Here is an 18,702-nt window from a genome sequence, read left to right on the forward strand (position 1 = left end):
CAGTGCGGCCGTTCATCGTTTTACCAAGCCAAGTGTATGGCGTAGTAGCGGCTGCTTAAAAATAGAAAGGTTATCCATCGCTGCTAAGGCAGTATTTCGGCCAATTCGCATCGCGGGTAAATCATTTGAAAAAACATGCACTAAGGCACTGGTTAGCCAAATAGTTTCGCTTCGATCTGCTTCTCTACGTTGACTAAAGCGCATCAGGCCTTGATAAAGACCCACATCCTCACTTTGCTGCACAATTTCTTCTGCTAGTGAGACTACATCGCGAATACCGAGATTAAAGCCTTGTCCAGCTATCGGGTGCAGCGTTTGCGCCGCATTTCCAACAATCGCAAAGCGATGTGAAATATTTTGCTTTCGATGGCGAAGAAGCAATGGGTAACTTGCACGACGCCCCACTTTTTTCATCGCGCCTAAACGCCAACCAAAATCGTTCTGTAAACGCTGGAGAAATGCTTGATCAGATAACTCAAGAACGGCTTGGGCTTCTTCAGGGTGCAAACACCAAACTAAGGACATTCGATTGTCACTCATTGGCAATAAAGCAACAGGGCCATTTTCAGTAAAACGTTCAAAGGCTCTACCTTGATGAGGTTCTTGAGTCACAATATTGGCAATGACAGCCACTTGTTCAAAATCTTGCTCAGAAAGTTCTAGACCAATTTTCTGACAACAGGTCGAAACAGCACCATCTGCAGCCACCAGCAGTTTTGCTTCAAGTTGCTCACCACTTTTCAACGTCACATGGGTACAGTTTTGCTCGCGCTCGATATCGGTAACGGAGTCAGGACAAAACAGCGTAATTGACTCGCTACTGTCTAATAATTCTTGATATACACGCCCAACATCGGCTAATTCTACAACATACCCTAGAGCTTCAACCCCAACCTCTTGCTTGGTAATCTCCGTCATCCCAGCATGAGAGCGGTCAGAAACGTGGATATGTTCAATAGGTGTGACAAACGGTTCTAACGAAGTCCAGAGCTGTAGTTGACGCAACAGATTGACAGTACCGTAAGACAATGCGATTGAGCGAGAGTCAAAACCAGGGTGCATATCTGATTGTGCTTTAAAAGGCTCAACAACGGCAATGCGGAGCTTTCCCTGAGACAAATGGTCAATCGCCAATGCTAACGTTGCACCAGCCATGGCACCACCAGCAATGACTACATCATATTGCTTCATACTAACCTCTGGACAGTCTACGATTAGTGAATAGTAGGTTTTTTGTCGCTGCTTTCAGGGCGAACACCAAATTCAGCATGAATCGTTAGTACACAAGCTTTGATGTGCTCAATCACTTGCTCTAGCAATTGCGCTTGTTCACCAAGATCGTCATCTTCATCGATGCCTAATTTGGCAATCTCTTCTAGGTCAGCCAGTGCTTCTTTAGCGTCATCAGATGCTTTATTAAGCGCAACGCCTGCTAGACCTAACCCAGAAATAAAGTGGTTTACAAAGTCGGACACACTGTCGGCTAATGCGAATAAGCCTTCTTCGCCCGGCTCATCTGGCAATAGTAAAGACAGCTCCATTGATGTGCCAGTAAGCTCATTAACAGTAACGTTGAATATGCTCTGAGCAAAAGTGAGTGCTGTCGAGGGCCACCCCATCCCATCATTGGTGTAGTCAAAAAGAATCGGCTGCCAAGTTTGATCATTGATCGCCAATCCACCACTTAACATGCCAACAAATAAGCCATGTAACTCCGCCGGTGTCACTGCTAGGCTTGCCGATTGCAGTTCAGCAGCAATAGATTGGTATTCAGGAAGGGTGATTTCACTCATAACTTGGCTCATTCTTACGTAATAATGTATTGGTATATCCTACCATCAAGGTTAGTGGTCTGAAACGGCTATCAAATTCAATTTTGGACAGCATTTGTTCAATTTGCCCAATTCCTGTGTGATCTCGTCATCATTTCTCTTTCTGTGATGGGAAATGCTTGAATCTTAATAGCGGTTTTCCTATAGTTTGCTCCTCGGTAGTTGTATGAAGCAACACCTTAGATAGCGCGAATATAGAGTTTATTCATCATGAGCAATCAAGCGATCGACGTTGAAATATTAGGCAAACTTACACGAGTGAATTGTCCGACAGGACAAGAAGAGTCTCTTGTTGCAGCGGCAAAAGATCTGGATCGCCGATTGAAAGAAATGAGCGAACGTACTAAGGTAACCAATGAAATCCAACTGCTGACCTTTGCTGCATTGAATATTTGCTATGAGTTGCACACCAAGTCATACGAATCCAATGGTCAACAGCAAGAAATTACTGAGCGAATGGAAAAGCTCACCGCGTCTTTAGAGAACGCACTAAGCAAAGTTACGCAAGGACAGCAGTAAATACAAAATTTACCCTGGGGTGTGCGTCAGCAGGATTTAAGTCCCTGAGCCGATAAGCAATACCTAAGGGTTAGTATTTGGTAACTATTGAGCAAGCTCGGCATGCACCGAGAAGCCTACGGTTGTCATTGCTGATCCGCCTTGAACCAGCTGGTTCAAGGGCCACAATCCTCAACGGCACCCTGGGGTATTCTCTCTATGTCAGACCTCTCTCGACAAGACTTCCGCAAACAGATTCGTGAAAAGCGCAACGCATTGTGTAGCGATACGCAATTCCAAGCGGGGATCGACCTTGTCACTCAGTTCTCTCAACTTCCTGAAATCCAGCAAGCGCAGCATATTGCTATTTATCTTTCTGCTGACGGTGAACTTGATACCAAGCCGCTCATTGAGTGGTTGTGGCAACAGGGAAAATCGGTTTATCTACCTGTCATCCATCCGTTTTCCAAAGGTCAGTTACTGTTTCTTCTGTACGTAAGTGATGATCAATTGGTCTACAACAAATACGGCATCTTAGAGCCCAAACTGGACATCCGCCATCTCAAGCCCGTTCGTCAAATTGATATCATTTGTACACCTTTGGTTGGATTCGACAGCATCGGCCACCGCTTAGGCATGGGCGGAGGGTATTATGACCGTACCCTGTCTCATTGGTTTATAACCGGAGAAGGTGCCAAGCCTGTTGGTATCGCTCACGACTGCCAACATGTAGAACGCTTACCAATCGAAAGCTGGGACATTCCATTACCTAAGATCGTGACCCCAAGCCGAATATGGCAATGGGAAAGTGGCAAGTAAGCCGCTATAATCACGCCCGCAAACGTTAACGAACATCTATTCAGGAGATTGGCATGACTCAAGATGAAATGAAAAAAGCGGCTGGTTGGGCAGCACTAAAATATGTTGAGAAAGGCAGCATTGTCGGTGTTGGTACTGGCTCTACCGTGAATCACTTCATCGATGCACTAGGCACTATCAAAGACGATATTAAAGGTGCAGTGTCTAGCTCTGTCGCTTCAACTGAGCGCCTTAAAGAGCTTGGTATTGAAGTATACGAGTGTAACGACGTAATGAAGCTGGATGTGTATGTTGATGGCGCAGACGAAATTAACCCAGCACGTGAAATGATCAAAGGCGGCGGCGCGGCTCTGACTCGTGAGAAAATTGTCGCAGCAATCTCTGATAAGTTTGTATGTATTGTTGACGGCACCAAAGCAGTTGACGTACTAGGTCAGTTCCCACTACCTGTAGAAGTGATCCCAATGGCACGCTCTTACGTTGCGCGCGAATTAGTAAAACTGGGTGGTGACCCGGCTTACCGTGAAGGCGTTGTGACTGACAACGGCAACGTAATTTTGGATGTACACAACATGCAGATTACTAACCCGAAAGAAATGGAAGACAAGATCAACGGTATCGCGGGTGTGGTGACTGTGGGTCTTTTTGCTCACCGTGGTGCTGACGTCGTAATCACAGGCACACCAGAAGGCGCAAAAATTGAAGAATAAATAACAGCTCAAATCGACCTATCTGGTTCACTTTTCTGTTATTTCATTACATACGGTGCTGCAAGGCACCGTTTTTTATTCCTTTCTCTAAGAAAATTATCTCTTATTCCGTAATTTTCTTACCCAAAGCAATTTTTTTTTGTTACTTTATTGAACAGAAGACGCACAAGGAAACGTTTGTCCTCCTACAAAACTATCAATTATCCCCTTTTTAATAGTTTTGCCCAATGTGCGCCACATTAGCCCACCTTTCCATTTTAAGGACGAGAAAAAATGGCCAAAGTTTCACTGGAAAAAGAAAAGATTAAGATCCTCTTGTTAGAGGGACTCCACCCTTCTTCAGTTGAAGTTCTTCAAGCAGCTGGTTATACCAACATTGAGTACCATAAAGGTTCCCTTCCGGAAGAAGAATTGATTGAAGCGGTTAAAGACGTGCACTTCATCGGTATTCGCTCCCGTACGAACCTATCCGAAGAGGTAATCAATGCGGCGAATAAACTGGTTGCAATTGGCTGTTTTTGTATCGGTACTAACCAAGTAAACCTAGACGCAGCAGCAAAACGCGGCATTCCTGTGTTTAATGCACCGTTCTCTAACACACGCAGTGTGGCGGAGCTGGTACTTGGTCAAATCCTACTACTTCTGCGTGGCATTCCTGAAAAGAATGCGCTTGCACATCGCGGTATTTGGAAGAAAAGTGCTGACAACTCTTACGAAGCACGTGGCAAACGTCTTGGCATTATCGGATACGGCCACATTGGTACGCAGCTAGGTATTATTGCCGAAAACTTAGGTATGCGCGTTTACTACTACGACATCGAGAACAAATTGTCCCTTGGTAATGCGACGCAAGTGCATACCATGAGTGAACTACTAAACAAGTGTGATGTAATTTCTCTGCACGTTCCTGAAACGCCAGAAACAAAAAATATGATGGGTGAAGCTGAGTTTGCTCGCATGAAGCCAGGCTCAATCTTTATTAATGCAGCACGCGGCACTGTCGTGGATATTCCAGCGCTTTGCCATAGTTTAGAAGCAGGTCATATTGCGGGTGCAGCGATTGATGTATTCCCAACAGAACCAAAAACGAATGCCGACCCGTTCGAATCTCCTTTGCAGAAGTTCGATAATGTCATTCTCACTCCACACGTTGGTGGTTCAACGCAAGAAGCACAAGAGAACATCGGTGTTGAAGTCGCAGGAAAACTGGCGAAGTACTCTGACAACGGCTCTACGCTTTCAAGCGTAAACTTCCCAGAGGTGTCACTGCCAGAGCACGGTGGTGAATGCTCTCGCTTGCTTCACATCCATAAAAACCGTCCTGGTATTCTTACTCAGATCAACACCATCTTCGCGGAAGACGGTATTAACATTGCCGCACAGTACCTACAAACAGCCGCTGAAATCGGCTACGTGGTGATCGATGTTGAAACCGAGCGCTCAGAAGAAGCGCTAGCGAAACTGAAAAGTATTGAAGGCACTATCCGTGCTCGTATCCTTCACTAATTTGTGAAGCAGAAATAACAAAGGCAGGGAATACCCTGCCTTTTCTTTTTGCACCCAGTATTACTTCAGCTTGTAAATCACGTCAACTTGATCGCGAATAATCATGGTAGAATCCTGGTAGCTGTTTGCCCCTTCTTTACTGTCCATCGCCATCGAGCGCATTAGAACTGGCTGAACGTGCATCTGTCTGTAATTGATCTGCCAGACATCACCCAATTTTTTCTCAAAGCCAGTAGCCAGTGACGCTGCTTTTTCTCGCGCATCTTGGATAGCCGCCATGCGTGCCTTTTGCTGATACTCAGCCTGGTTGCTTACCTTAAGTTGAATATTATCAACCTGATTAATCCCTGCTTCTAACGCCATATCTAGGTACTGGTTTAGGTTTTTTAGATCCGTAACCGTCACATCAATGCTACGAGAAGCGCGATAACCAACGAGCTCTGCTTTACCAGATTTAGGGTAATGGTATTGAGGCGCAAGGTATAAATTCGAGCTGGTAACATTGTCTTTTGATAAGCCAGCATCGGACAGATTTTTCAGAAATTGCTCAACGGTTTTGTCTACTGACTGCTTGGCCTGTTCAGCAGTCATTGTCGTGTCTACCACTTTTACAGAAAACGTCGCCATATCTGGTGTAGCAATAACTTCACCATAACCTGTCGTCGTTACGTGAGCAAATTCAGGCGAGTTCGCCAACACTGAAGCACTAGTAAGGCTGAGTGCAGAAGCCAGCAAAAATGAATACAGTCTCATTCAATAAATCCATCCATACAAAAATAAAGTACTTACTCTCAGCAGAAAGGCTCAAGATTCAGACAAAACTATCACTACTGAGAAAGTGTATGGTTTCATAATAGAAACTTCTGTCGATTATCCAAGCACTCAGAATGACTTCTAACACAACTTTGACTATGTAACATTGGCGTAATTTTTCAACGAAACACTCTGTCGGCAATGAACCCATCGATGCGACAATGAACTTATTGAGGTAAGTGCCGCTGAGCATACCCGACTATCGCGTGTGAGATTTCTTGTAGAACCCCCGTTTCCAGTTGCCAATGATGCCAATAAATCCGATGGGACATTAAAAAACCGGGAGTAACATCAACCAACGCGCCACGCTCTAGCTCGTCGGTAATTTGCAAACGAGGGATTAAGCAATAGGCTACACCAGCTAACGCCACTTTTAGAAACGCTTCAGAGCTGCTGATGTTATGGTGAATGACGCTATCAGGGCTGACATTGAAATGCTCGGTAAGAAAGGTTTTATGTAGGTCATCATATTGATCATACGAAACGGCCGGCGCCTTGGCCAACGTCTGGTTATTAACGCCTTGAGCAAAGTAACGCTGATAAAACTCCGGGCTCGCGACACAAACGTAATCAACACGTCCCAAGTAATCCGCTCTACAGCCAGGTATCGGCTGGGATTCTAAGCTGATCGCCCCCGTCACTTCGCCACTTTTTAGCTTTTCGATGGAACGAGATTCACCATAGATAGTGAGTTTGAGTTCAACTTGACGCTGCTTCATGACATCTTGCAGTGCAGGCAGTAGCCAAGTAGCAAGGCTATCAGCATTGGTCGCCAAAGAGAGTTGTACAGGTCGAGTACTGGTATCATTCTTGATTTCGGGCAGAATTTCATGCTCGAGTAAGCGCACTCGACGATAAAGGCCTAATAACTTTTTACCAATCGGCGTTGGCTTGGGTGGTTGACTACGAACCAAAACGGGTTGTGCGAGAAACTTCTCTAATTGTTTAATACGTTGAGAAATCGCTGATTGCGAGACAAATAAATGTTCGGCTGCACGCTCAAAGCTCCCCTGATAAACCACTGCATCTAATGCCTCAATCCATTTATAGTCCAACCCTCTCATCCTGCTCTTCCTCTCCTGATAAAACATCAACCCTTAAATTAGCCCAGCTAATATAATATTAAAATCATTAATTATACTTATTTAGATAAACTCTTTATCTTTCACTCTTCTGAGAATTTATTGGTTATTTTGAAGTGAGGTGAAGTGTGAGCTTGTGGGTTCTATTGCAAGGGTTTGGTTTAGGGGCATCAATGATCATTCCGATCGGCGCACAAAATGCGTATGTCTTAAATCAAGGCATAAAGCGCAATCATCACCTGACGACTGCCACTATTTGTAGCATCCTAGATATGATCTTCATTTCTCTAGGTATCTTTGGTGGTGGTGCGATTTTGTCTCAAAATGAAATCTTACTAACATCGGTGACGCTTGGTGGTATTGCCTTCCTGAGCTTTTATGGATTACTGTCACTTAAGAGCGCGTTTAAGTCAGATAGTGAGTCAGAATCAAAAGGTGAAGTCGTCGCTCGTGGTCGCCGAACGGTCATATTAGGTGCTTTAGCCGTCACAGTACTTAACCCACACTTGTACTTAGATACAGTCGTTATTCTGGGCTCTATTGGTGGGCAGTTTGAAGGCCATGACCGAATTGCTTTTGCACTAGGTACGATGATGGCTTCCTTTGTTTGGTTCTATACCTTGTCGATAGGAGCCGCAAAACTAGGCCCTACCCTATCAAAGCCAAGAGTGAAAAAAGGCATCGACATCGCGGTCGCAGTAATGATGTTCACGATAGCGTATATCTTAGCGAGTGAACTTATTGAAAAGTACTGGTAATCAACAGGACAACAAAGACATGGAGTCACTAAAGCGTATCTATGATATCAATAGAGAGCGACTCAACGCGCTCTCTATTCCTTTTCGGGAATGGCAGCATGAAGCCATCTTAGACTTTGACACGGATATAAGAATTGCGTCCGAGCTTGGATGGACAGGCACGCACACCAAAAGCCTCTTCTTAAAACTTAAAGGACAAAGCTACGCAATTTATCTAACAGAAAAAGACTCTCGCCTCGATGCCAAACAAATAAAAGCCGTCACAGGCAAACGCCCCTCAATTTGTGACGACGATGAAATGGTCGAAGTGTTAGGTTGTTTGCCTGGAGCGGTATGTCCGATTGGCTTACCTGAATATGTAACGCTCATTGTTGATACAACCCTGTATCAACACGAAGAGTTGCTCTATACGCCAGGATTGCCTGAATTCACCTTTGGCTTTGCAGGTAAACATCTAAAACGTCTATTGCTTGCCGGTAATCACATTCTTTATGAGATATAAAAAAGCGAGGCCAATTGGCCTCGCTTTCGAATATCTACCGCTTGTATTAAGCGTCGATTTTGTTCAGATGAACATCCATTTGTGGGAATGGAATTTCGATACCATTTTCATCCAATGCTTCTTTAATACCTTGCATTGCATCAAAGTATACGCCCCAGTAATCTGCAGTTTTCACCCATGGGCGAACCACAAAGTTTACTGAAGAGTCTGCCAGCGTAAGTACGCCGATTGTGATATCAGGATCTTTCAAGATACGCGGATCTTTTTCTAGCGTCTCGCGAATTACTTTCTTCGTTAGTTTAAGATCCGCTTTGTATGACACACCAATCACTAAGTCGACACGTCGCGTTGCATGACGAGAGTAGTTAGTAATTGCACCACCGATTACTGACGAGTTAGGCACAACAACCATCTTGTTGTCTGGTGTTTTTAGAACAGTTTGGAAGATTTGAATTGCTTCAACACTACCCGCTACACCGCCAATTTCTACGTAGTCGCCAGATTTGAATGGACGGAACGCAACAATGAGTACACCAGCTGCAAAGTTTGATAGTGAACCTTGTAGCGCAAGACCAACAGCAAGACCTGCCGCACCGATTACAGCCACGACTGAAGCGGTTTGAACGCCTAATCGACCAAGAGCTGCGATAAGTACGATTACAAATAGCAAGTAACGAACAAGACCGTGAATAAATTCAACGACAGCCTTATCCATGTTTTTCTTTTCTAGTACTTTAGAAACACTACCAGCGACTGCTTTAACGATAATATTACCGATAAACAGAATAAGCAGCGCAGAGATAATGTTCACACCGTACTGAACCAGTAGATCTGAGTTGTTTGTCAGCCAAGTTTCAGCCTGAGTTAGACCATCCGTTAAAGTGGTATCGATACCCACCGATTCACCTGCCATAATTCTTATCCTCAAAAATAAAGATATATAAATCCAATTGCCGTTAATTTATGAACCTTGTTTTTTAAAGGCTCTTTTCTAAAACAACATCCCTATTGCCCCACTGAACAGTGTCAGATTTTTGGCACAATATCCCAACTTTGACTTTTTTCAAAGTCAGAGTTTCGCAAAGATATGCAAAACAAGACTTTATCAGAGTTTTCTGATATTGGCTTGTTACAGGTTACGCAATGCACTCTTATTTCGCCACTCCTATGACTGATATTCCTATGTTTTTATTTAAAAACGTTAAAGGGGGAACATCCCACCAGAAAATACAACCTGACGCATAAAGATATCAATAGGAAAACAGGGAAAGAAACATAGGGGCAAAATGATAGACATAAAAAAACCCGCTCAAAAAGCGGGTTTTTAAGTAACTTAATCAGTAACGATTATAGTACGTCAACTGCGTTTAGGTCAGCAAATGCTTGCTCTAGACGAGCTACCATTGAAGCTTGACCAGCACGTAGCCATACGCGTGGATCGTAGTACTTCTTGTTTGGTGCATCTTCACCAGTTGGGTTACCGATTTGACCTTGTAGGTAATCGTGGTTTTCAGCTTCGAACTTACGGATACCATCCCAAGTTGCCCACTGTGTATCAGTATCGATGTTCATTTTGATAACACCGTAACCGATAGACTCACGGATTTCTTCTAGAGAAGAACCTGAACCACCGTGGAATACGAAGTTTAGAGAGTTCGCTGGAAGACCGAATTTCTCAGAAACGTGCGCTTGAGAATCACGTAGGATAGTTGGAGTTAGAACAACGTTACCTGGCTTGTACACGCCGTGTACGTTACCGAAAGATGCTGCGATAGTGAAACGGTGGCTGATTGCGCTTAGTTTCTCGTATGCGTATGCAACGTCTTCTGGAGAAGTGTATAGCTCAGACGCATCCATATCAGAGTTGTCAACGCCGTCTTCTTCACCACCAGTACAACCTAGTTCGATTTCTAGAGTCATGTTCATTTTAGCCATGCGCTCTAGGTACTTAGCAGAAATCTCGATGTTCTCTTCTAGAGACTCTTCAGAAAGGTCGATCATGTGAGAAGAGAACAGAGGCTTACCAGTTTGCGCGAAGTACTCTTCACCAGCGTCTAGTAGACCGTCGATCCAAGGAAGTAGTTTCTTAGCAGCGTGGTCAGTGTGTAGGATTACTGGAACACCGTAAGCTTCAGCTACAGCGTGAACGTATTTCGCACCAGCAACAGCACCTAGGATTTGAGCTTCTTGACCTTCAAGTTTTAGACCTTTACCAGCAAAGAAAGCAGCGCCACCGTTAGAGAATTGAACGATAACTGGAGCTTTAACTTTTGCAGCTGCTTCAAGTACTGCGTTTACAGAGTCAGTACCCACACAGTTTACTGCTGGAAGTGCAAAGCTGTTTTCTTTTGCAACTTCAAATACTTTCTGAACGTCATCGCCAGAGATAACACCTGGTTTTACGAAGTCGAAGATCTTAGACATGGATGTAATCCTATTTATCTGTCGTTTTTAAACAAAACTTGTTAAGTTGAAAATCTTGCAAACGTTTGCTCACAACTGAGGCTATTCTAGCAGAGTTCCTCACACGTTGCAGCAAACAAGAAAGCGGGAGAATCACTCCCCCGCTTTGCTTTAATTACTTAGCGCGTGCTTCTAGCATTTCTACTGCTGGAAGAACTTTACCTTCTACGAACTCAAGGAAAGCGCCGCCACCTGTAGAGATGTAAGAAACGTCAGCTTTGATACCGAACTTGTCGATAGCTGCTAGCGTGTCACCACCACCTGCAACAGAGAAGCCTTCAGATGCTGCGATAGCTTCTGAGATACCTTTAGTACCTGCTTCGAAGTTCTTGAATTCGAATACGCCTACTGGACCGTTCCATAGGATAGTCTTCGCGTTCTTAAGGATTTCTGCTAGTTCAGCTGTTGAATCTGGGCCAAGGTCGAAGATCATGTCGTCGTCTTGTACTTCAGAAACGTGTTTAATTTCTGCTTCTGCGTTTTCGTCGAATGCTTTCGCACATGCAACGTCAGTTGCTACTGGAATTGCACACTCATCCATTAGCTTCTTAGCAGTGTTTACTAGATCCGCTTCGTATAGAGACTTACCAACGTTGTGGCCAGCAGCTGCGATAAATGTGTTAGCAATACCACCACCAACAACAAGTTGGTCAGCGATTTTAGATAGAGACTCAAGTACAGTTAGCTTAGTAGAAACTTTTGAACCACCTACGATAGCAACCATTGGACGAGCTGGGTTGTCCATTGCTTTACCTAGCGCTTCAAGTTCGTTTGCTAAAAGAGGGCCAGCACAAGCGATAGGTGCGTGCATACCAACACCATGAGTTGACGCTTGAGCGCGGTGAGCCGTACCGAATGCATCCATTACGAATACGTCACATAGTGCTGCGTATTTCTTAGATAGCTCTTCGTCGTTTTTCTTTTCGCCTTTGTTAAAGCGAACGTTTTCTAGAACAACAAGTTCACCAGCGTTTAGCTCTAGGCCATCTAGGTAGTCTTTTGCTAGCTTAACTTCACAATCTAGTGCGTCGTTTAGGTAGTTAACAACTGGTTGTAGAGAGAACTCTTCAGCGTATTCACCTTCAGTTGGGCGACCTAGGTGAGACGTAACCATTACTTTAGCGCCTGCTTCTAGGCAGTGCTTAATAGTTGGAAGAGATGCGATGATACGTGCATCTGAAGTTACTTTACCGTCTTTTACTGGCACGTTTAGGTCAGCACGGATAAATACACGTTTACCTGCAAGATCCAGGTCAGTCATCTTGATTACAGACATGATGTGTCCTCTCAAATATTGATAATTAAAGTTTTCGAAAACTCGGCAACCCTGCCAAGCCTGTTAATTCTTCAAACTGGTTATAGATGATATGGAGATATCATGGATTTATTTCAAGGCTTGAAATAAAAATTCTCCATCACTTCTTCGTCATTACTGCTCCACTTGAGAAGAAGCTTGCATTGCTAAGGCAGTATCCAGCATCCGGTTAGCAAAGCCCCATTCGTTGTCGCACCAAACGAGCATTTTTACGAGTTGCCCGTTACTCACTCTAGTCTGGCTTCCATCTACAATCGCACTATGGGGGTCGTGGTTAAAGTCGATGGAAACGAGTGGCGATTCAGTATAGTCAACAATGTTACGTAATGTACACTGAGATGCGTTAACAATGGTTTGATTTACGTCATTAACTTTCACATTTGTATTAATTGTGACACTTAAATCCATTGCGGTGACGTTAACGGTTGGGACACGAACAGAAATTGCTTCGAATTTGTTGGAAAATTTCGGGAAGATTCTTTCAATCCCCTTATGCAACTTGGTGTCAACCGGAATAATAGATTGGCTAGCAGCGCGGGTACGGCGTAGATCGTTATGGTACGCATCGATTACTTGCTGATCGTTCATGGAAGAGTGAATCGTGGTAATGGTACCGGACTCAATACCGAAGGCTTCATCTAACACTTTAATGATGGGAACGATACAGTTGGTGGTGCATGAGCCATTAGAGACAACACGGTGTTCATCTTTCAGAGTTTCGTGGTTCACACCATAGATAATCGTATTATCTATGTCGCTTGCGCCCGGGTGTGAAAACAGCACTTTCTTCGCGCCAGCTTCTATATGCGCTTGCCCATCGGCTTGTGAACCAAACACGCCAGTGCAATCCAAAACAATATCGACTTCTAAATCGCGCCAAGGAAGTAATTCGAGTTCAGAGAGGTGAAGAATGCGAATAGAATCATATTCGCCGCTGTCATGATGAACATGCAAGTGTTCTTGGTCGTGGGAGATTTTTTTACCGAAGCGACCATGACTAGTGTCATATTGCAGTAGGTGCGCCATCGCTTCTGGCTGAGCTAATTCGTTAACCGCCACAACCTTGATCTGCTGATGTTTTCCGCTTTCATACACGGCTCGCAGAACATTACGACCTATACGTCCAAATCCATTGATCGCAACCTTTAGCATTTATCCTTCGCCCTACCAAAAATTTCGTGTCACAGATACTACCTGATCAGGCTGAAAAACGCACCTGTTGAATCATAGTAAAGCAGGATTAAAAAAGGCCGAGACAATGCTCGGCCTTATTACAACAATAATTAAAATGCGACGTCTAAACCTAACCAGTAACGACGACCATCTTCGACATATCCGTATTCTTCGTAACTGATTTCCTCATCCAGCAAGTTATAGATCGCGCCTTTAATACGAGTATTATCGGTTAACTGGTATGTCACACCAGCGTCCACAAAGGTATAAGCAGGCTCTACGATACTGTTTCTTGATGGGCCAGTAACCGGATCCATTTCTTTACCTCGGTAAGTGACTTTAGCCCAACTTTCTAGATCTGTTGTTGTTTGCCAAGTTACATCCACATTAAACAGATGCTTTGGTAGCTGCTGCAGCGGCATGCCTTTGTATTCACCTGTTTTTTGCTCTGAGTCAGTAAATGTGTAGCTCGAGCTGAGGTAAATGGTTTCCGTTAATGGCGATGCTAAGGTCGCTTCAATACCTTGTGTGACCGCTTCGTCCACGTTAATGCGGTACGTTGGATCTGCACCCCATTGGTTTGGTCCATCTGTACAGATGGTATCTGGGCAAACAACACGTGTGATCTTGTCTTTGAACTCATTATGGAACGCAGTCAAAGAGACATCTAAACCAGAGTCACCTTGATACAAGACACTGATTTCTTTGTTTAGCGACGTTTCAGGGTCAAGGTCTGGGTTACCGTAGATATTACCGCCGCCACTGACTTGCGCCCAACCAGGAGTAATTTCACGTAATTGCGGAGAACGGAAACCTGTTGCCACACCGCCTTTCACAGTCCAAGACGGGTCAACTCGCCATACACCATAGACACGCGGACTAAAGTGCGCGCCATAGTTTTCGTCATGATCTAGACGACCACCAAGCGTAACGCTAAACGGATCGGCGATTCTCCATTCATCTTCAATGAAAACAGCCCACTGCGTATTCGATGTTTCGGTCTTCGATGACGCTTTGTTGGAGGTGAAATCCTCAAGCTCTGCATGAGTGGCGTCCACACCAGTCGTCAGCGTATGGTTTCCAATTCCAGTCACTAAGCTCGATTTGAACGTGGTGTTGGTGATCGTCATCTCGCGAGATTTGTTCTCGCTCTCTTCACGTTGTAAGTAAGTATCTGAGATGCCAACCGAGTCCCAGTCGCCATTGTGACTTAGCGTTACATAATTACGACGATATTCGTTGAGTGAATCCTCACAACCTCTTCGGCAACCCGTCGTTGGTACGGAAAGGCCAACGTTACCGCGACGACTTTGTGCCGATGTGCCACCCTCTAGTTGCACAGAATGGCGGTCATTAATCTGGTAGGTCAGTTTTGAAGAGATACTTTGCATATCTTTATCTTCATAACCGTATTCAATATCGTCTTCTTCTCTTGCGGTATACTGACCGTATACTTGGAGAGATAGATTTTCGGCTAGCGGCCCATTGACGAAGAAATTCGCGCTCTGCTCTCCGCCCGAGCGACTGTTTTCTTGCAGAACCGTGCCTAGCTGAACATTACCTGTCCACTCCATCGCGTCTTTTCGCGTGATCACGTTAATTACACCACCAATCGCATCAGAGCCATAAAGCGTCGACATTGGACCACGGATAACTTCAATTCGCTCAATCGCTTGAAGAGGGGGTAACCAGCCTTGTTCGATACCAGGGCCGTCACTATTTGGGCGAGTTTCACGTGTGCTTTGACGTTTACCATCGACCAGTATCAAAGTGTATTTAGAACCCATACCACGGATACTGATATCGGTAGTGTCACCACCACCTGTTACGACGACACCAGGCACACTTTTTAGTGCATCAGTCACATCGCGGTAATAACGAGAGTCCAACTCCTCACGCGAAATCACACTAATACTTGCAGGCGCGTCCGCTTGAGATTGCTCATAACTTGATGCAGTTACAACCACTGTTTCCATTTTAGAAACCGCATCATTGGCAAACACATGAGGGACACTGACGAAGGCTAAAATACCAGTTGCAGTAATAACTGGCAGTCTAAGAGTAGACATCTACATCTCCATAATTGATAATGATTATTATTTTCGAAAGTGAATTATTCACAAATAGAATGAGATGCATAGTGAGAGTTATGGAACGGTTCTTCCCATTTATGGAACCCGTGCATAACGCAGTAAGGAGTAAATGAAATATGCACGACTTAGCATCAATTAGAGCCTTTGATGCGCTCAATCAGCATAAGAGTTTGACCGCCGCTGCCAAGGCCCTTAACCAGCCTAAATCAACGCTGAGTCGTCGCTTAGCACAATTAGAAGAAGATTTCGGTCAGGCTCTCACCGCAAGACAAGGTAACCGATTAGTTCTGACAAGAGCGGGAGAAATTTTTGCCCACTACAGTCGCCAGATTCTTGAGTTAAGTGAAGAGAGTTATGACGCGCTTCAAGGTTTAACGAACCAAGTTTCAGGGCCACTGCATATTGTTTGTCACACTGCCTTAGTTAGAAGCTGGCTCGGCGGCGTACTCAATCGTTTTCTTGCTGATAATCCTGACGTTAGGGTTCAACTTACCAGTGACTTTTCTGAAGCGCACCATGACCCAGATTTGTTCATCTGGCTCGGTGAACGTAAAGAGCTAGACTGGCGAAAAGAAGTGCTGGGGGTATTTCGCTATACGCCTTTTGCCTCTCCAAATTATCTAAAACAACATGGGCCTATACCGCACCCCAAAGAACTTGAAGCACATCCATGGATCGATTTTGGTTCAGTGCAAGAAAATGGATTGATGCTCTCACACCCTCAACACGGTGAGTTCTTTTTAGAGCCATTTGTGAGTCGCTTATACAGCGACAACATCGCAATGCAGATCGACAGCATCGCGAATGGTCATGGTATTGGACTGTTGCCAACTTGGACAGCAAGCGGCTACGAGAAACATCACCCGGGTCGAATCACACCTTGCTTAGAAGGTTGGCTTTCAGAGCCCATCTCCATTAACTGCTATACGCCTGCAGGAAGACCACCACTGCGCTTATCCGTACTTTTAGACTGTATTCACCAAAGCATTCCACAAGGTTGGAAAACCTGACAAAAAACAAAAAGGCCATCGCAATGATGGCCTTTCCAACTTTAGTATCTAACAGTCGTCCTTTACGTTCGGACTATTGAGACAATCTAGCAGTTACGCTAGCAATTCTTTTGCTGTGTTCACTACGTTTTCAGTCGTAAAGCCAAACATCTCGAATAGCTGACCAGCAGGTGCAGATTCACCAAATGTCGTCATGCCGATGATGCGACCGTCGAAACCAACGTACTTGTACCAGAAGTCTGCGATTCCCGCTTCGATAGCGATGCGTGCCGTTACGTCTGATGGCAATACTGCTTCACGGTAAGCGGCGTCTTGTTTGTCGAATGCATCTGTTGATGGCATTGAAACCACGCGTACTTTCTTACCTTCTGCTGTTAGTTGAGTCGCAGCTTCTACTGCTAGCTCAACTTCAGAGCCTGTTGCGATAAGGATAAGCTCTGGCTTGCCTTCGCAATCTTTCAGGATGTAAGCACCTTTCGCGATGTTCGCTACTTGCTCAGCTGTACGATCTTGTTGCGCTAAGTTTTGACGAGAGAAGATAAGTGCTGTTGGTGCATCTTTACGTTCAATCGCTAGTTTCCATGCTACGGCAGACTCAACCTGGTCACATGGACGCCATGTGCTCATGTTTGGCGTTACGCGTAGAGATGCCATTTGCTCAACCGGTTGGTGAGTTGGGCCATCTTCGCCAAGACCGATAGAATCGTGCGTGTACACTTGGATGTTCTGAATTTTCATCAGCGCAGCCATACGCATTGCGTTACGCGCGTATTCCATGAACATTAGGAATGTCGCACCGTAAGGAACGAAACCGCCGTGTAGTGCGATACCGTTCATAATAGCAGTCATACCAAATTCACGTACACCGTAGTGGATGTAGTTGCCAGAGAAGTCATCCGTTTCTAGAGACTTAGAACCAGACCACATGGTCAGGTTAGAAGGCGCTAGGTCAGCAGAGCCGCCCATGAATTCAGGAAGCATTTGACCAAACGCTTCTAGTGCATTTTGCGATGCTTTACGTGATGCAATATTCGCTGGGTTTGCTTGAAGATCAGCAATGATTTGGTTCGCTTTTTCTTCCCATTCTGCTGGAAGTTCGCCGTTTAGACGACGTTTAAGCTCTGCTGCTTCTGCAGGGTAAGCTGCTGCGTATGCTTCAAACTTTTCATTCCAAGCCGCTTCTTTCGCTGCACCTGCTTCTTTTGCGTCCCACTCAGCGTAAACATCTGCAGGGATTTCAAATGGACCGTACTCCCAACCTAGGTATTCGCGAGCCGCTTGAATCTCATCGTGACCTAATGGCGCACCGTGACAGTCGTGCGAACCAGACTTGTTAGGAGAACCGAAACCGATAATTGTTTTAGTACAGATTAGAGTCGGACGAGGATCCGCTTTAGCCGCTTCAATCGCTGCGTTGATTGCTTCAGGATCGTGACCGTCTACCGCTGGGATTACGTGCCAGCCGTAAGCTTCGAAACGCTTAGGTGTATCGTCAGAGAACCAACCTTCAACGTGACCGTCGATAGAGATACCGTTGTCATCCCAAAACGCGATCAGTTTGCCTAGACCTAATGTCCCAGCAAGAGAACATGCTTCGTGCGAGATGCCTTCCATTAGACAGCCGTCACCCATGAACACATACGTAAAGTGGTCAACGATGTCGTGACCTTCTTTGTTGAACTGTGCCGCTAGTGCTTTCTCTGCGATAGCCATACCAACAGCATTAGTGATGCCTTGGCCAAGAGGACCCGTTGTTGTCTCGATACCAGGCGCGTAGCCGTACTCTGGGTGACCTGGGGTTTTTGAGTGCAATTGACGGAAGTTTTTCAGATCATCAATAGATAGCTCATAACCGCTTAAGTGCAGTAGAGAGTAAATAAGCATTGAGCCGTGACCGTTTGATAGCACGAAGCGGTCGCGGTCGGCCCACTCTGGGTTTGATGGGTTGTGGTTTAGGTGAGAGCGCCAAAGAACTTCAGCGATATCAGCCATACCCATTGGTGCGCCTGGGTGGCCTGAGTTAGCTTGTTGAACACCATCCATGCTTAGAGCACGAATTGCATTGGCAAGATGTTTACGAGACGACATGTCTGCTCCTGAGTACATTAAGCGAAACGAAAAGTAGGTC

At 45.1% G+C, this 18,702-nt stretch carries 17 protein-coding genes and 1 other RNA gene; 8 read left to right on the forward strand and 10 right to left on the reverse strand.

Features of this window, described 5'->3' with window-relative positions:
* Positions 1-12: 12 nt before the first annotated feature.
* Together ubiH and NDJ01_RS07590 are read right to left on the reverse strand one after the other, a co-directional pair.
* On the reverse strand, positions 13-1,191 hold the full coding sequence (gene ubiH, locus NDJ01_RS07585) for a 2-octaprenyl-6-methoxyphenyl hydroxylase (protein ID WP_258586506.1): 1,179 nt from the start codon (positions 1,189-1,191) through the stop codon (positions 13-15).
* Positions 1,192-1,214: 23 nt separating this feature from the next.
* On the reverse strand, positions 1,215-1,793 hold the full coding sequence (locus tag NDJ01_RS07590; protein WP_005380976.1) for a YecA family protein: 579 nt from the start codon (positions 1,791-1,793) through the stop codon (positions 1,215-1,217).
* Positions 1,794-2,042: 249 nt separating this feature from the next.
* On the opposite strand from NDJ01_RS07590, the gene NDJ01_RS07595 reads away from it, so the two are divergent.
* From NDJ01_RS07595 to serA, 5 genes are all read left to right on the forward strand, one after another.
* Positions 2,043-2,351: a cell division protein ZapA gene (locus NDJ01_RS07595; protein WP_005384553.1), complete on the forward strand. Its 309-nt coding sequence runs from the start codon at positions 2,043-2,045 to the stop codon at positions 2,349-2,351.
* Between the two features lie 8 nt (positions 2,352-2,359).
* Positions 2,360-2,544: non-coding RNA, 6S RNA (ssrS, locus tag NDJ01_RS07600), on the forward strand.
* A 5-nt stretch (positions 2,545-2,549) separates the two neighbouring features.
* Positions 2,550-3,149: a 5-formyltetrahydrofolate cyclo-ligase gene (locus NDJ01_RS07605; RefSeq protein ID WP_170903476.1), complete on the forward strand. Its 600-nt coding sequence runs from the start codon at positions 2,550-2,552 to the stop codon at positions 3,147-3,149.
* 53 nt (positions 3,150-3,202) lie between these two features.
* A complete protein-coding gene (gene rpiA, locus NDJ01_RS07610) occupies positions 3,203-3,859 on the forward strand; it encodes a ribose-5-phosphate isomerase RpiA (protein WP_005380982.1) in 657 nt (218 codons plus the stop codon).
* A gap of 273 nt (positions 3,860-4,132) precedes the next feature.
* Positions 4,133-5,365, forward strand: a complete 1,233-nt coding sequence (gene serA / locus NDJ01_RS07615; RefSeq protein WP_005393937.1) for a phosphoglycerate dehydrogenase — start codon at positions 4,133-4,135, stop codon at positions 5,363-5,365.
* 60 nt (positions 5,366-5,425) lie between these two features.
* Here serA and NDJ01_RS07620 read toward each other — a convergent pair whose 3' ends face one another.
* Positions 5,426-6,118: an oxidative stress defense protein gene (locus tag NDJ01_RS07620; RefSeq protein WP_005393939.1), complete on the reverse strand. Its 693-nt coding sequence runs from the start codon at positions 6,116-6,118 to the stop codon at positions 5,426-5,428.
* Between the two features lie 227 nt (positions 6,119-6,345).
* On the reverse strand, positions 6,346-7,242 hold the full coding sequence (locus NDJ01_RS07625) for a LysR family transcriptional regulator ArgP (RefSeq protein ID WP_053807735.1): 897 nt from the start codon (positions 7,240-7,242) through the stop codon (positions 6,346-6,348).
* A gap of 146 nt (positions 7,243-7,388) precedes the next feature.
* Here NDJ01_RS07625 and NDJ01_RS07630 point away from each other — a divergent pair, with 146 nt between their 5' ends.
* Together NDJ01_RS07630 and NDJ01_RS07635 are read left to right on the forward strand one after the other, a co-directional pair.
* The gene (locus NDJ01_RS07630; protein ID WP_012841398.1) at positions 7,389-8,018 is read left to right on the forward strand and encodes a LysE/ArgO family amino acid transporter; all 630 of its coding nucleotides are present in this window, start codon (positions 7,389-7,391) and stop codon (positions 8,016-8,018) included.
* A gap of 19 nt (positions 8,019-8,037) precedes the next feature.
* Positions 8,038-8,520 carry a YbaK/EbsC family protein gene (locus tag NDJ01_RS07635; protein WP_258586507.1) on the forward strand — a complete coding sequence of 161 codons (483 nt, stop codon included), beginning with the start codon at positions 8,038-8,040 and terminating at the stop codon, positions 8,518-8,520.
* A gap of 46 nt (positions 8,521-8,566) precedes the next feature.
* Here NDJ01_RS07635 and mscS read toward each other — a convergent pair whose 3' ends face one another.
* The 5 genes from mscS to NDJ01_RS07660 all read right to left on the reverse strand — a co-directional run bounded on the left by mscS (position 8,567) and on the right by NDJ01_RS07660 (position 15,540).
* Positions 8,567-9,433: a small-conductance mechanosensitive channel MscS gene (mscS, locus tag NDJ01_RS07640; RefSeq protein ID WP_005393946.1), complete on the reverse strand. Its 867-nt coding sequence runs from the start codon at positions 9,431-9,433 to the stop codon at positions 8,567-8,569.
* Between the two features lie 434 nt (positions 9,434-9,867).
* Positions 9,868-10,944 (reverse strand): class II fructose-bisphosphate aldolase, encoded by a 1,077-nt coding sequence (fbaA, locus tag NDJ01_RS07645; RefSeq protein WP_005393947.1) that lies wholly within the window; start codon positions 10,942-10,944, stop codon positions 9,868-9,870.
* A gap of 154 nt (positions 10,945-11,098) precedes the next feature.
* Positions 11,099-12,259 (reverse strand): phosphoglycerate kinase, encoded by a 1,161-nt coding sequence (locus NDJ01_RS07650; RefSeq protein WP_258586508.1) that lies wholly within the window; start codon positions 12,257-12,259, stop codon positions 11,099-11,101.
* A 153-nt stretch (positions 12,260-12,412) separates the two neighbouring features.
* Entirely contained in the window at positions 12,413-13,450 is a 1,038-nt protein-coding gene (gene epd, locus NDJ01_RS07655) for an erythrose-4-phosphate dehydrogenase (RefSeq protein WP_046875106.1), read from the reverse strand.
* 131 nt (positions 13,451-13,581) lie between these two features.
* Positions 13,582-15,540, reverse strand: a complete 1,959-nt coding sequence (locus NDJ01_RS07660) for a ligand-gated channel protein (RefSeq protein ID WP_005393952.1) — start codon at positions 15,538-15,540, stop codon at positions 13,582-13,584.
* Positions 15,541-15,680: 140 nt separating this feature from the next.
* On the opposite strand from NDJ01_RS07660, the gene NDJ01_RS07665 reads away from it, so the two are divergent.
* Positions 15,681-16,574 carry a LysR family transcriptional regulator gene (locus NDJ01_RS07665; RefSeq protein ID WP_258586509.1) on the forward strand — a complete coding sequence of 298 codons (894 nt, stop codon included), beginning with the start codon at positions 15,681-15,683 and terminating at the stop codon, positions 16,572-16,574.
* A gap of 93 nt (positions 16,575-16,667) precedes the next feature.
* On the opposite strand, the gene tkt is transcribed toward NDJ01_RS07665, so the two are convergent.
* Positions 16,668-18,662 (reverse strand): transketolase, encoded by a 1,995-nt coding sequence (gene tkt / locus NDJ01_RS07670; protein WP_258586510.1) that lies wholly within the window; start codon positions 18,660-18,662, stop codon positions 16,668-16,670.
* Positions 18,663-18,702: the final 40 nt, after the last annotated feature.

This window comes from Vibrio sp. HS-50-1 (assembly GCF_024747315.1).
Classification (GTDB): Bacteria; Pseudomonadota; Gammaproteobacteria; order Enterobacterales; family Vibrionaceae; genus Vibrio; species Vibrio diabolicus.